At 49.3% G+C, this 14,227-nt stretch carries 12 protein-coding genes; 9 read left to right on the top strand and 3 right to left on the bottom strand.

The annotated features are described in order from the left end of the window. The first annotated feature begins 34 nt into the window (after positions 1-34). The 7 genes from deoD to DWZ45_RS09340 all read left to right on the top strand — a co-directional run bounded on the left by deoD (position 35) and on the right by DWZ45_RS09340 (position 9,700). Complete coding sequence (gene deoD, locus DWZ45_RS09370) at positions 35-757, top strand: purine-nucleoside phosphorylase (RefSeq protein WP_118468746.1); 723 nt, start codon at positions 35-37, stop codon at positions 755-757. 189 nt (positions 758-946) lie between these two features. Next, on the top strand, positions 947-2,518 hold the full coding sequence (locus tag DWZ45_RS09365) for a nitrite/sulfite reductase (protein ID WP_118468744.1): 1,572 nt from the start codon (positions 947-949) through the stop codon (positions 2,516-2,518). 254 nt (positions 2,519-2,772) lie between these two features. Beyond that, positions 2,773-3,858, top strand: a complete 1,086-nt coding sequence (asd, locus tag DWZ45_RS09360) for an aspartate-semialdehyde dehydrogenase (RefSeq protein WP_118468829.1) — start codon at positions 2,773-2,775, stop codon at positions 3,856-3,858. A gap of 699 nt (positions 3,859-4,557) precedes the next feature. Next, a complete protein-coding gene (locus tag DWZ45_RS09355) occupies positions 4,558-5,607 on the top strand; it encodes an aldose epimerase family protein (protein ID WP_118468742.1) in 1,050 nt (349 codons plus the stop codon). Positions 5,608-5,653: 46 nt separating this feature from the next. Next, on the top strand, positions 5,654-6,544 hold the full coding sequence (locus tag DWZ45_RS09350; protein ID WP_118468740.1) for a DMT family transporter: 891 nt from the start codon (positions 5,654-5,656) through the stop codon (positions 6,542-6,544). A 171-nt stretch (positions 6,545-6,715) separates the two neighbouring features. After that, positions 6,716-8,974: a DNA topoisomerase gene (locus DWZ45_RS09345; RefSeq protein WP_107000023.1), complete on the top strand. Its 2,259-nt coding sequence runs from the start codon at positions 6,716-6,718 to the stop codon at positions 8,972-8,974. Between the two features lie 48 nt (positions 8,975-9,022). Next, the gene (locus tag DWZ45_RS09340) at positions 9,023-9,700 is read left to right on the top strand and encodes a UDP-N-acetylglucosamine pyrophosphorylase (protein ID WP_118468827.1); all 678 of its coding nucleotides are present in this window, start codon (positions 9,023-9,025) and stop codon (positions 9,698-9,700) included. A gap of 23 nt (positions 9,701-9,723) precedes the next feature. On the opposite strand, the gene mgtE is transcribed toward DWZ45_RS09340, so the two are convergent. The 3 genes from mgtE to DWZ45_RS09330 form a co-directional block, all read right to left on the bottom strand. Next, positions 9,724-11,175 carry a magnesium transporter gene (gene mgtE, locus DWZ45_RS09335; protein WP_233430158.1) on the bottom strand — a complete coding sequence of 484 codons (1,452 nt, stop codon included), beginning with the start codon at positions 11,173-11,175 and terminating at the stop codon, positions 9,724-9,726. Between the two features lie 205 nt (positions 11,176-11,380). Further along, positions 11,381-11,530 carry a hypothetical protein gene (locus tag DWZ45_RS14510; RefSeq protein WP_022358426.1) on the bottom strand — a complete coding sequence of 50 codons (150 nt, stop codon included), beginning with the start codon at positions 11,528-11,530 and terminating at the stop codon, positions 11,381-11,383. Between the two features lie 63 nt (positions 11,531-11,593). Beyond that, complete coding sequence (locus DWZ45_RS09330; RefSeq protein ID WP_107000022.1) at positions 11,594-12,178, bottom strand: TetR/AcrR family transcriptional regulator; 585 nt, start codon at positions 12,176-12,178, stop codon at positions 11,594-11,596. A gap of 410 nt (positions 12,179-12,588) precedes the next feature. Here DWZ45_RS09330 and DWZ45_RS09325 point away from each other — a divergent pair, with 410 nt between their 5' ends. Together DWZ45_RS09325 and DWZ45_RS09320 are read left to right on the top strand one after the other, a co-directional pair. Next, positions 12,589-13,221: a cytidylate kinase-like family protein gene (locus tag DWZ45_RS09325; protein ID WP_118468738.1), complete on the top strand. Its 633-nt coding sequence runs from the start codon at positions 12,589-12,591 to the stop codon at positions 13,219-13,221. Between the two features lie 25 nt (positions 13,222-13,246). Beyond that, positions 13,247-14,215, top strand: a complete 969-nt coding sequence (locus DWZ45_RS09320) for a cell surface protein (RefSeq protein WP_243023469.1) — start codon at positions 13,247-13,249, stop codon at positions 14,213-14,215. Positions 14,216-14,227: the final 12 nt, after the last annotated feature.

Here is a 14,227-nt window from a genome sequence, read left to right as displayed (position 1 = left end):
GAGAGTACATTTACGAAAAAAGGAGGTATTTCATATGGCTGAACTTCAGAACACACCGACCCCTCATATCGGGGCAAAGCAGGGCGAGATTGCGGAGACGATTCTGCTTCCGGGCGATCCGCTGCGGGCAAAGTATATCGCAGAACATTTTCTGACGGATGCAAAACAGTTCAATACAACGAGAAATATGTACGGTTATACCGGCTATTATCAGGGCAAACGCGTGTCTGTCATGGGAACCGGCATGGGCTGTCCGTCGATGGGAATTTATTCGTATGAGCTGATTCATTTTTATGGATGCAGGAATCTGATCCGGATCGGAACTGCCGGTGCGCTGCGTCCGGAGGTAAAGGTGCGCGAGCTTATTTTTGCGATGGGCTCCTGTACGACATCCAACTATGTAAAACAGTTCCGCCTGCCGGGGGATTATTCCTGCGTGTGTAGCTATGAGCTGCTGGAAAAGGCGGTTGAGTCTGCGAAAAAGAGAAATTTAAAATATCATGTCGGTAATATTTTGTGTTCCGATATGTTCTACAACCCACCGCTTGAGCCGACCGGAACTACCTGGGCGCAGATGGGCGTGCTGGCAGTGGAGATGGAGTCGGCGGCACTTTACAGCAACGCTGCCTATGCGGGCGCAAATGCGATCTGTATCCTGACCGTATCGGATTCGGCAGTGACCGGAGAGGCGACGACGGCTGAAGAACGCGAGAAGACGTTTACCAATATGATGGAAGTGGCGCTGGATCTGGTGTAAGAGCTAAGCTGGTAAAAGTAGAATTTGAAGGTTACTGTTTATGGTTAGGCACTTTTGGAACCGAAAGTGCCGTAAGAAAACGTGGTGGCAGCAGGAATTTACCGTATTTAAATGCGAAGCCACGGCAAATTCCGTTACTGGACACGTATGCGTGTCCAGTAACATTTGAAGAGAAAACAGGAGAGAAAAATGATAGGAATTGCTTCAAAGGAGTGGAAAACAGATCTTCCGGAGTTTTGTGAAAAAACGAGGGATTTTTATGCAGGAAAGATGGATAAGGGCTCATATAAGGGCTTTTCAGGACGTTACGGCAGTTATGCACAGAAAGGCGGCGCGGCGAGCATGCTGCGTCTGCGTATGACGGCAGGATGTGTGTCGAAGGAGAAGCTTGCATTTATCGCAAAGGCAATCCGTGCATATCAGGTAAATATGGTACATTTTACGACTTGTGAGAGCGTGCAGTTTCACAATCTGGATGAGAAATCAGTCTGTGAATTGATGGAGCAGGCACTCGATGCCGGGATCGTGACGATGGGCGGCGGCGGGGATTTTCCGCGAAATGTGATGTGTTCTCCGCTTTCCGGCGTGGAAGAGGGCGAATATTTCGACGTTATGCCGTGGGCGAAGGCGGCGGGCGAATATCTGATGACCTTTATCAATGCGGAAAAGATGCCGCGCAAGCTCAAGGTCTGTTTCTCTAATTCACCGGCGAATGTGACGCACGCGACCTACCGCGATCTGGGATTTGCGGCTTGTCCGGACGGAACATTTGATGTGTACAGTGCAGGCGGCCTGGGAAACAATCCGCAGTTTGGCGTTAAAGTTGCTGAGGGCGTTGCGCCGGAGAAGATTCTTTATTACATTAAGGCGATGTGGCTGACATTCCGGGCATATGGCAATTACGAAAACCGCGGAAAAGCGCGTACCCGGTATATGCAGGAAGCGCTCGGCGGAGCGGAAAATTACCGGAAGGCGTATCAGGAGAAGCTTCAGGAGGTACTGGCATCCGGGGAGCAGCTGGATCTTTCCCGCGAGGAAGTGATGGCAGCGGCAGGAATAAAAGAAAAGCAGAGCAAAACAGGCGATGGAAGCAGCGCGTCGGGAGAACGTGTGCTGGAGCAGAAACAGCCGGGACTTTATACGGTTATCTGGCATCCGATTGGCGGACAGCCGCGCCCGGAGACGCTGGCAGCCCTGGGAGAACTGATGCAGACGATTGACGGCACAGAGCTTCGCCTGGCACCGGATGAAACTGCGTATATCATCAATTTGACCGGAGCAGAAGCAGAGAAGATTCTGGAGGCGACGAAGGAGACGGCTCAGACAAAGTTTGAGACATCGGTAAGCTGTATCGGTGCGTCGATCTGTCAGGTTGGTGCACGCGATTCGCAGGCTCTGTTACAGGCGTGTGTAAAGGCGGTCGGGGAGGCACAGATCCCGGACGGCGCACTTCCGCAGATTCATATTTCCGGATGTCCGTCTTCCTGCGGTACCCACCAGACCGGACCGATGGGATTCCGCGGCGGCGTGCGGATGGCAGATGGCAAGGCACAGCCGGCATTTGTATTTTATCTGGGCGGAAATGAGGTACAGGGAAAAGAGACGATGGGACGTGAGCTTGGCACGATGTTTGAGAGCGAGATTCCGTCGTTCTTAGTCAAACTTGGAAAAGAGATTGCGGCAAGGGGGCTTGATTTTGAGAGCTACCGGACGCAGTACCCGGATGGGATTGAGAAGGCTGCAGCGGAATACTTAGCTTAGAAGAACCTATTTTGAGTTAAAACATCGTTAAATCCGTGACAGACGTTATAAATTTATCAAATGTCCGTGAGTGACGTACAAATGTATTTTTCTTGCGGAAAAATGTTGATTTTTTGTTTGTTTTGTTATAGGATAGACAAGAATTACAGCGGCAGAGTGAAAACGTGTTGCAGAGCAGGAGCTTCCTATCCAAACTCCATCCTGCCATGAGAAGCTGAAAAAGCCGCTGTCAGAAGAGGAGAAAAACGATGAACATGGAAAAGAAATTACGTGTAGGCATTCTGGGAGCAACTGGTATGGTAGGTCAGCGTTTCATCACGCTTCTGGCAAATCATCCGTGGTATGAGATTACTGCGCTGGCAGCAAGCCCGCGTTCTGCAGGAAAAACATATGAGGAGGCAGTCGGCGGACGCTGGAAAATGCAGACCCCGATGCCGGAGTGTGTGAAGAAGATGGCCGTTATGAACGTAAACGAGATCGAGAAGGTAGCATCCGAAGTTGATTTCGTGTTCAGCGCCGTAGATATGACAAAAGAAGAGATCCGTGCGATTGAAGATGCGTATGCAAAGACAGAAACACCGGTTGTTTCCAACAACAGCGCACACCGCTGGACACCGGATGTTCCGATGGTAGTACCGGAGATCAATCCGGAGCACTTTAAGGTAATTGAGTTTCAGAAAAAACGTCTGGGAACCAAGAGAGGCTTCGTAGCGGTAAAACCGAACTGCTCCATCCAGAGCTATGCACCGGTTCTGACTGCATGGAAGGAATTTGAGCCATATGAGGTAGTAGCTACGACGTATCAGGCAATTTCCGGAGCTGGCAAGACGTTCAAAGACTGGCCGGAGATGGAAGGCAACATCATCCCATACATCGGCGGTGAGGAGGAGAAGAGCGAGCAGGAGCCGCTTCGTCTCTGGGGCGAGATCAAGGACGGCGAGATCGTGAAAGCATCCGAGCCGGTGATCACCTGCCAGTGCATCCGTGTACCGGTTCTGGACGGACATACAGCAGCCGTATTTGTAAAGTTCAGAAAGAAACCAACCAAAGAGCAGCTGATCGAGAAGCTGGTTAATTTCAAGGGACTTCCGCAGGAACTGGAGCTTCCGAGCGCGCCGAAGCAGTTCATCCAGTATCTGGAAGAAGATAATCGTCCGCAGGTACAGCTGGATGTCAACTATGAGAAGGGCATGGGCGTATCTGTTGGCCGTCTGAGAGAAGACAAAGTTTACGATTGGAAGTTTGTAGGTCTCTCCCACAACACACTGCGCGGCGCAGCCGGCGGTGCGGTACTGTGTGCAGAGCTTCTGACCGCACAGGGATATATCCAGGCGAAATAAAGAAATCTGTTCAGAGAATCCGTGAAATAGAAAATTAAAACTGATAAAAGTAAGAACTGCCGCCCAGTGGCGGAGAGGCTGTTTAAAAAACGATGGCTGACTCTGTCCGGAACGGCAGTTTTTGTTTGTGCCATAGGAAACTTCGTCCTAAGACACAAAAAATGCTCCGCGTGATGCGTCAAGGAACATTCTTTTTTATCTGAAATGGAATCTTGGTAATTGTTCACAGGTGGGAATTTTCTGAACTGAAAATTCCGTAAGATACAGTTCTGGCTACAGCTTTTGCCGATTTGGAATGTGAAGCATCGGCAAAAGCCTGTTACTGGGCACACATGTGTGAACAGTAACGAATCTTTAAATTTTTATAATGGGATTTGGAAAAAATGGGTGTGCATGAGGGGAAAAGTATTGTATACTTAATAAATCAGCTATTTATCTCAGTCGAGAAGACTCCTACCTCTTCAGGTGGTGAGTAATAGCAAATTTGTCTCAGTGGAAGCCTTGTCTCCGACTGAGATAAACGCTCCGCGAGGATGCACAGTGATTCTGATAGGAATATGTCAGCTTCGCCGACCAGAATGACGCGCCAAGTCTCACGGACGTTCGACTTGAAAAGTTAAATAGATTTATTCTGACATAAGTAAGCATAAAAAATGCGAAAAATATTTTTCGGATTCTAAAAATGAAGGGGGATTTGGCATGATTGAGAAGACAATCTTTGGAACAATGGAAGATGGCAGAGAGGTCAGCCGTTATACATTGACGAATCAGAATGGAGTTTCTGCATCCTTTTTAGATCTGGGTGCAATCTGGTCCACGATGCTGGTGCCGGATCGGAACGGAGAGATGGCGGATGTCCTGCTGGGACATGAAACAGTAGCAGACTGCCTGGTAAGCGATGGACATCTGGGCGAGGCTGTTGGACGAAATGCAAACCGGATTGGCGGCGCGGCGTTTACGTTAAATGATAAAAAATACGAATTGACGGCGAATGATGGTCCGAACAACCTGCACAGCGGCATGGATTTTTACCGGAACCGTATCTGGGCGGCAGAATATGAGACGGGCGTTAATCAGGTTTCGTTTACACTGGAAAGCCCGGATGGCGATCAGGGATATCCGGGAAATGCCTCGATCCGTGTGACCTACACGCTGACAGATGAAAATGAAGTAAAGATTCATTACGAGGGAACCTGCGATCAGGATACCATTTTTAATATGACAAACCACGCGTATTTCAATCTGGCAGGCCATGAGAGTGGTCCGGTGCTTTCGCAGATGGTTTACATTGACAGTGATGCGATCACGGCGGTAGACAAGGTGCTGATCCCGACCGGTGAGATCCGCAAGGTAATGGGGACTCCGATGGATTTCTCAGATTTCAAGCCGATCGGACGTGATATTGAAGCGGATTACGATCAGTTAAAACTGGGCGGCGGCTACGATCATAACTGGATTCTCAACCATGAGTCAGGCGTATTCAGTCTGGCGGCGGCTGCGATCGACGAGGAGAGCGGGCGCAAGATGGAGGTATACACCGATCTGCCGGGAGTTCAGTTCTACACGGGCAATTTCCTGGACGGACAGGTTCCGGGTAAGGGCGGTGTGAAGTATGCGAGACGCCAGGGATACTGCTTTGAGACGCAGTATTACCCGAACGCAGTCAACATGCCGGGATTTGCATCCCCGGTCGTGAAAAAGGGCGAGAAATACGATACAACGACCAGTTATAAATTTATGACGGTTTAAATTTGTATTTGATTTGTGATCATTTTGACATAGGATAGAGATTGACATGAGTGAGACAAACAACAAGGGAGTAAAAGTGCTGGCATCTGCCAGCCTTTTATTTGTAACAATTATCTGGGGCAGCGCGTTCGTTGTGATGAAAAATTCGATGGACGCGATTACACCTACATACCTTTTGGCGTACCGGTTTACGATCGCGGCGCTTGGGATGGCGGCTCTTTTCTGGAAACAGATCCGGGGAATGTCGATGCAGGAGTTTAAATGCGGCGCACTGGCGGGATTGTTTCTATTTATCAGTTATTATTTTCAGACGTATGGGCTGAAATACACGACCGCGAGTAAAAATGCGTTTATTACGACGTTGTATGTGGTGATCGTGCCGTTTCTGGCATGGGCGGTTAATCATGTGCGCCCGAAGGCAAATAACCTGATCGCAGCGGGATTTGCTGTTGTGGGATTGGCGCTTTTATCGCTGAAAGGCGAGCTGTCGGTCAATTTTGGTGATTTCCTGACGCTGGTGTGCGGCATCTGCTTTGCGGTTCATATGATTTTTCTGGATCGCTTCACGGCATACTGCACTCCGATCCGCCTGACGGTCATGCAGATGGGAACAGCGGCGGCGTGTTCGTGGGTGCTGGGGCTTCTCACGGAAGGAGCATTCCATCCGGAAGTATTTACACTGCCGGGAGTAGCAGTTTCGATGCTATATCTGGGACTCGCATCCAGTATGCTCTGTTTTCTGCTTCAGACAGTGGGGCAGAAATATCTGAGCGCCAGCACATCCTCGATTCTACTGTCGTTTGAATCGGTGTTTGGGCTCCTGTTCTCTGTCTGGCTGCTGCATGAGGAGCTGACGTTGCGGATGCTAATTGGCTGTGCGCTGATGTTTGCGGCGGCGATTCTGGCGGAGTGGACGCCGAAGCGGAAAAGTAATTAGAGGAAATTAGGTAACTGTTCAGCAGGTCTGCGCATTTACTGCGCTGACCGTACGAAAACATGGGCCAGCAGACAAAAATCCCATTGCCGTAGGCAATTTTTAATGGATTTTTGCGCGTGACTGTGAAGGTACTGAACAGTTACGAAATTAGTAAGATAGGAGCAGAACAACGTGGCAAAATCGTTATTTATAGCCGAGAAACCGAGCGTGGCGCGTGAGTTCGCAAATGCACTCAAGGTAAATGGACGATCGGTGGATGGCTATATTGAGTCGGAAAATGCGGTTGTGACCTGGTGTGTTGGACATCTGGTCACGATGAGCTATCCAGAAGTATATGATATGAAATATAAGCGCTGGAGTCTGGAGACACTTCCATTTCTCCCGAAAGAATGGAAATATCAGGTTATCGACAGCGTGAAGAAACAGTTTGGAATCGTGAGCGGTCTCTTAAACCGGGCGGATGTAGATACAATCTACGTCTGTACCGACTCGGGACGGGAGGGAGAATATATCTACCGCCTCGTCGCGCAGATGGCTGGCGTGCAGGGCAAGAGACAGAAGCGCGTCTGGATCGATTCACAGACGGAGGAAGAGATTCTGCGCGGCATCCGCGAAGCGAAGGATCTGTCCGAATACGATCATCTGGCGGATTCGGCATATCTGCGGGCAAAAGAAGATTATCTGATGGGAATTAACTTTTCCCGCGCACTGACGTTGAAATATGGACCATCTGTTTCTAACTATATGCGAAGTTCTGACCGGACCGTGATCTCAGTCGGACGCGTCATGACCTGTGTCCTCGGTATGGTAGTCCGCCGGGAGAGGGAGATCCGGGAATTTGTCAAAACGCCATTTTACCGCGTGATCGGTACATTTGGACCGGCAGGCATCTCGATTGACGGCGAATGGCGGGCGGTGGAAGGAAGCCGTTACTATGGAACGCCGTGTCTGTATAAGGAAAATGGTTTTAAGGAGCGAAAGGACGCGGAGGCGCTGATTGCATGGCTGTGGGAACGCGAGAATGGAAGCGAAAATTCGGGAGTCATGCAGTCAGAGATCAGCGACGCAGAAAAAGCGGACGCGGGTTTAATGGGCGTATATAATACTTCGCAGGGAACCATTTTAAAAGTGGAAAAGAAAAAGGAAACCAAAAATCCACCTCTTCTCTATAACCTGGCGGAGCTCCAGAATGATTGTTCTAAAATGTTTAAAATCAGCCCGGATCAGACCCTGAAAGTGGTGCAGGAGCTGTACGAGCGAAAGCTGGTTACCTATCCGCGAACGGACGCGCGTGTGCTTTCAACGGCGGTGGCGAAGGAGATCAGCAAAAATATCGGCGGTCTGACGCATTATGAGCCGCTGGCGGCATTTGCATCGGAGGCGATGCAGGCAGGGCTGTGGAAGAACATAGCAAAAACGCGTTATGTCAATGATAAGCAGATTACCGATCACTACGCAATCATACCGACCGGACAGGGACTCGGCGCGCTGAGAAGTCTCCCGGAGTTGAACCGCAAGATTTACCAGGTGATTGTGCGCCGTTTCTTAAGCATCTTTTATCCGGCGGCGGTTTACCAGAAATATGCGGTTGAGATTGAGGTAAAAAGTGAACATTTCTTTGCCGGTTTCAAGGTATTGAAAGAAGCGGGATATCTCAAGGTGGCGGAAATTCCGAAAAAGAAAAAGGACACCGCCGGGGAAAGTGTCGGCAGAACGAACCGCCTTGAACCAGGTATAGATGGAAATGATGCGGAAAATCCGGCAAGAGAAGCAGATGGAACAGACAGCAGCCAGCCAAAGGTAATTGACGCGTCCCACCCAGAGTTTATCCAGATGCTGGAACAGCTCAAAAAGGGGATGAAAGTGTCACTGGATGATTTGCAGATCAAAGAGGGCGAGACATCTCCGCCGAAGCGTTATTCCTCCGGTTCGATGATTCTGGCGATGGAAAATGCCGGTCAGCTTATCGAAGACGAAGAGCTGCGCGCCCAGATCAAGGGCAGCGGCATCGGAACGAGTGCAACCCGCGCGGAGATCCTGAAAAAGTTGTTCAACATCAAATACATGGCGCTCAACGAAAAAACGCAGGTCATCACGCCGACCTATCTGGGAGAACTGATTTATGAGGTCGTACACACATCCATGAAGCAGCTTCTCAACCCGGAGCTGACGGCAAGCTGGGAAAAAGGTCTGACCTATGTGGCAGAGGGCAGCATCACACCGGATGAATATATGCAGAAATTAGAGCGCTTCGTTATCGGACGCACTTACAATGCGGTTCATATGGGAAATGCGTATGGGCTGCGGCCGGCGTTTGATGCGGTTGCTGTGTTCTACCAGAATGCAGAGAAAGAGAAGAAGAGTTCGAGAAGTGCGAAGAGCGCGGGAAATATGAAAGCTGCAAGAGCGACAAAAGCTGGAACCAAATAGCTTATTTATAATAATAGAATCAATTGAATTTTAGGAAAGGCAATGATCATGAAAAAAGAAGAAATGAAAATCACAGAATTATATGATTTAACCCATACGCTGGCTTCAGATTATCTGAAACAGTTTACCTACCCGTGGGAGGCGCTGGCAGGTCTCAGTGATTTTATCATCGAATTGGGAAATAGCCTGGATCCGGCAGAATATGAGAAACGCGGTGAAAGCATCTGGGTTCACAAGACCGCGAAGGTATTTGACAGCGCCTATCTGCACGGACCGGCCATCGTCGGCAAAGACGCCGAGGTGCGCCACTGTGCATTCGTCCGCGGCAGCGCCCTGATCGGAGAAAGTGCAGTAGTCGGAAACTCCACTGAGCTTAAAAACGTCATCCTGTTCGACAAAGTACAGGTACCGCACTACAACTACGTCGGAGACTCCATCTTAGGCTACAAATCCCACATGGGCGCCGGTTCCATCACCTCCAACGTAAAATCCGATAAACTTCTGGTAGAAATCCACGCCGAAGACGGCAAGGTCGAAACCGGACGCAAAAAAATCGGCGCCATGCTCGGTGATAACGTAGAAGTAGGCTGCGGCTCCATCCTAAATCCAGGCAGCATCATCGGACGCGGCACCAATATCTATCCGCTTTCCAGCGTGCGCGGCGGGGTAGATGCAAACTCTATTTATAAGAAGCAGGGAGAAGTCGCTAAAAAAGAAGATCGCTGACAAATCTCTGTATTAAACGGTTTCTATACTAAATGAAACACATCCACCAGCAAAATCTCTGCCAGTCCATAATAAGTCACAACCGCTACCAGATCATTCACCGTCGTGATAAGCGGACCAGACGCAACTGCCGGGTCAACCTTCAGCTTGTGAAACAGCATCGGCACCAGTACGCCGACCAGGCTGGAGATTACCATTGCGGTCAGAAGAGAGATGCCGACACAGCCGGAAAGTGCAAACGAGAAGAAAAGACTCTTCTGTTTCATAATATGGATGAAAATGCCGATTACGACGAACGAAGCCGAGCCCAGCAGCAGTCCATTTAAAAATCCGATTCGCATTTCCTTGAATACAAATCCCAGCTTCTGCATCGCGGAGATATCCTCATCCATCAGGACACGGATGGTGACAGCCAGCGACTGGGTGCCGACATTGCCTGCCATGTCGAGGATCATCGACTGGAAGCAGATAAGAAGGGCGATACGGTCAACGATCGGCTCGAAAATACCGACCACCGAGGAAACACCCATGCCGAGGAAGAGCAGCAGCACCAGCCACGGGAGGCGCTTTTTCAAACTCTGTAACAGTGGTTCGTGCAGATCTTCTTCTGAAGTAAGACCTGCCAGCTTTGCGTAGTCATCACCCATCTCGTCATCGATCGCCTCGGCGATATCCTCGTAAGTGATGGCGCCGATGATCTTATGGTTCCGATCGAGTACCGGGATAGAATCCTCGCTGTAATCGATCAGCTCTTCCATACAGTCCGAAGATTTCTCATCCGCGTACACATACGGATAGGAGGTACTGATGATGTCCTCCAGCTTCATGTACTCACGGGCAGTGATTAAATCTTTCAGCTCGATCGCACCGAAATAGCGCCCATTTTCGTCTTCGACGTAGATGGTGTCGATGTTGTCGTTGTCCTCCGCTTGGGAGATCAGATGGCGCATCGCCTGCTTGATCGTACAGTTATTGGGAATGACGATGTAGTTGGTTGTCATCCGGCTACCGATCTGTTCCTCATCGTAGGAAAAGATCAGGTGGATATCATCCTTGGATTCCTGATCCATGCGCGCGATCAGGGCTTCTTTTTCCTCCGGATCTAAATTTTCGAGGATATCGACCGCCTCATCGGCATCCATCTCTGCCAGAACGGCTGCCGCCCGGTCAAGCCCCAGTTCATGCAGATAAGGCGCCGGTTCATCGAGATAGGTGAAAATCTCTGCCGTCATTTCCAGAGAGAGAATATTGTAGAGGCGTTTCCGGGTCGCAGTGTCCAGTGTTTCCAGAACCTCGGCAATATCGTTTGCATGGTAATTGTCGAGGTCATCCCGGATCACGCTTGCCGGTTTTCCGCTGCGGATGATCGAGCGGATATTTTCTTCAAAATTAGCATTGTGCTCTGCGGTTGCGGCGATCGGAGCCGTTTCCGGGGAGCTTGTTTTCTTTTCGTCCATTTCTGGAGTCTGATTCATATTTGGTTCCCTCGCTTTCTGTCGTTCTATTTAATGCCGTTTGGGACGTACAGGGCGAGCAGTGCGGGGATAAAAAAATCCACCGCCAGTCGGGAACAGGATGAAATGCCGCAGATAGCAGTTTCAAACCCGCGCCAGGGCGATGGACAAATATATATGAAAACCAATCGTGCCGGGAAACGTTCAGCACTGAATCACCAGCCTGTTAAAGCAGACGGAAATGTGCTGCCAGACAGCCCGATTCACACTCAAAAAGACCCTGCGGCAGACCAACAGTCTGGTACGCATGGTTGGAATTCATAGTTTGATTTTGCCCATCGCGACGACTTCGCCCGTTGCTGTCACAACTGTCCATGTGGTTCTCCTTTCTGAATTTTTAAAAATTGCAGTTTTATTAAAGCACGGAATTTCGTGAAAGTCAAGCCGGATTTTCCAGCACCCGGATGCCTTTTAAGATAAAGTCCTCTGTCAAGATTGCCATCTGTTCTGTGGATTCCTTCATGCCGCTTTCGATCCAGTACTGAACGGTACCGACACAGCCGGAAACGATAAAGGCGGAAAATGCCGCGAGCGTATCCGGATCGCTGGAACATTTGAGATCCAGCCAGCCTTTTAAACATTTATCGCTGACAATGCGTTTCAGGCGGTTGACAAAATTCAGATCACCGTTTTCTCCTATTAAAATAGAAACAATCTCTGCATTTTCCTGTACAAGAGGAAATAGTTCTGAGAGTGCGAGGGAAGGGCGCGCTACCAGTTCGGGAACGGGATGGTGCGTCAGGACAGACTCAACCTCCTCGATCAGTTCATTTTTGATCTGATCCATCAGGTCAAAGACATCTTTATAATGAAGATAAAAGGTGCCGCGGTTGATGTCAGCCATCTCGGCGAGTTCGCGCACCGTGATATCCTGAATTTTTTTTTCTTTGAGGAGGCGGGTTAAGCATTCTTTTAACTGGCGTCTCGTCTTTCGTACACGCCGGTCGAGTATTTCTTCTTTCATAGTGACTTCCTTTCTGAACGTTTCCAGACGGGGAAACGCCGTATGACTGTGTATCGGAGGCTGTGGATGAAGGGAGTGTTAAAAATAAGTAAAAATGGGCACACCAGATACAAAAAACAAACATAATGTGATGAAATGTTGATTAAAATACAACTGACGTAAAAATGATTATTGTATTCATTCGAACAACTTAGTATAATGCATTATAGTTCAAAAATGAACAAATGTCAATTAAACAGACATGAGTTGTATATGCTCTATTTTAGATGTAACTGTTCACTGCGAAGAAGTCTTTTGTATGGAACGTTTCACAGACGGCAGGAGTGGCTGACAATCGTGAAAGGAACGGCTATGAGAACCTGCAGCATATGCGAAAGCAAAAGGAAATAGATACGAAGGTGGAATCTGGTATGAAAAATTTTGTCATTACAATCGGAAGAGAGTTTGGAAGCGGCGGCCATAATCTGGGGAAGTCTCTGGCAAAGGAACTGGGAATTCCCTGTTATGACCGCCATCTGATAGAGGAAGCAGCGGTGTGCGGCGGATTTAAGATGGAGGAACTGGAAGAGGCGGACGAGATGAAGGCGAACCGTTTTCTTTTTAAGGTTCCGGCCAAGTGCAATCCGTTTACCGGTTATGGAAAGCCGATGAATGATACCTTGTTTGTCGTGCAGTCCCAGTTGATCCGGGAGTATGCGAAGAAAGGTCCATGCATTATCGTGGGACGCTGCGCTGACAAGATCCTGGAGGAGACAGAAGGGCTTATTTCTCTATTTATATATGCCCCGATGGAGGCGCGCGTGAAGGAGATTATGCGGCGTTACGAGACAGATGAAAAAGAAGCTGAATACCTGATCAAACAAGCGGATAAAATACGGAAAAATTATTATAATTTTTATGCAAAAAAGACATGGGCGGATAAAGCAAGTTATAATATGCTGATTGACAGCAGCCGGATCTCGGAAAAGGAACTGGCGGCGATGCTCCGGGCACTTTTAACGGCACGGGGAGTGGAACTGGAAACAGATGGATCCGATCAATAAGCATAAAGAAGAGTGAGGACAGCGTATGAAGGACAGAAGTTTGTGGATGAAGAAGGAAGAAAAACGGACGGCGCCGGGGTTAAAAAGGGCGCTGAAAGCGGTTCTGGGACATAAGATAGTACGGCTGGCAGGAATTGCAGGAGTAAGTCTCCTTTTCTCAGCGTCTGCCGCCCAGACAGTGCTTGCGGATGATGCGGGTGTCTGGCAGCCGGTGGAGAATGGTTATTATCTGGTGGGAATGGACGGTTCTTACCTGACGGGTTGGCAGCAGATGGGCGGAAAATGGTACCTGCTCGGAGCAGACAGTTTGATGAAAACGGGCTGGGAGCAGGAAAATGGAACCTGGTATTATCTGCAAGGGGACGGCGCGATGGCGACCGGCTGGCAGAATATCGACGGAAAATACTATTTCCTGAAAGACAGCGGCGCGATGGAGGGAACGACCTTCACAAAGGATGAGACGCAGTATACGATCAACGCGGACGGCAGCCTGGCGAACGCCAAAAAGAAGAAAAACACGGGCGGCGGCGCGTACACGCTGGCATTTCTGGATGCAGATACCCGGGCGATGGCGGACAGCTTAAATGAGCTGAAGGCGGACGCGTTTGACGGGGATGAGGAAGAAGATTACTATGACGATGACAAAAAAGATTACGATAAAGATGCCAGCTTTATTTTAAATGGAAAATTACAGCAGATCGCCGAACACCGTCTGGCGATGGCACGCAGTAAGGGCTATGGAAGCAGCCGGATCCCGGATGAAGGCACACTTGATAATTACCTCAAATCCATCGGGGAAAGCACTGCGAGACGTCATACGGAGATTTACCTCATCAACTGTGATGATGTGACGCAGGCAGAAGAAAAGCTTCTGCGTAATCACGACAGCGACGAGAAAAAGCGCGTGGACCGGGTGATTTATTATAAGGAAATGGGTGTTGCACATCAGCAGGTCGGCGATAAGCATTATTATATGATTATTTTGATGCGGTAAGGATCGCAATCA

It is taken from the genome of Clostridium sp. AF32-7AC (genome assembly GCF_003477925.1).
GTDB lineage: Bacteria > Bacillota > Clostridia > Lachnospirales > Lachnospiraceae > Otoolea > Otoolea fessa.
Note: the sequence above shows the minus strand (reverse complement) of the source record. Positions and strands in the feature narration are given on the sequence as shown.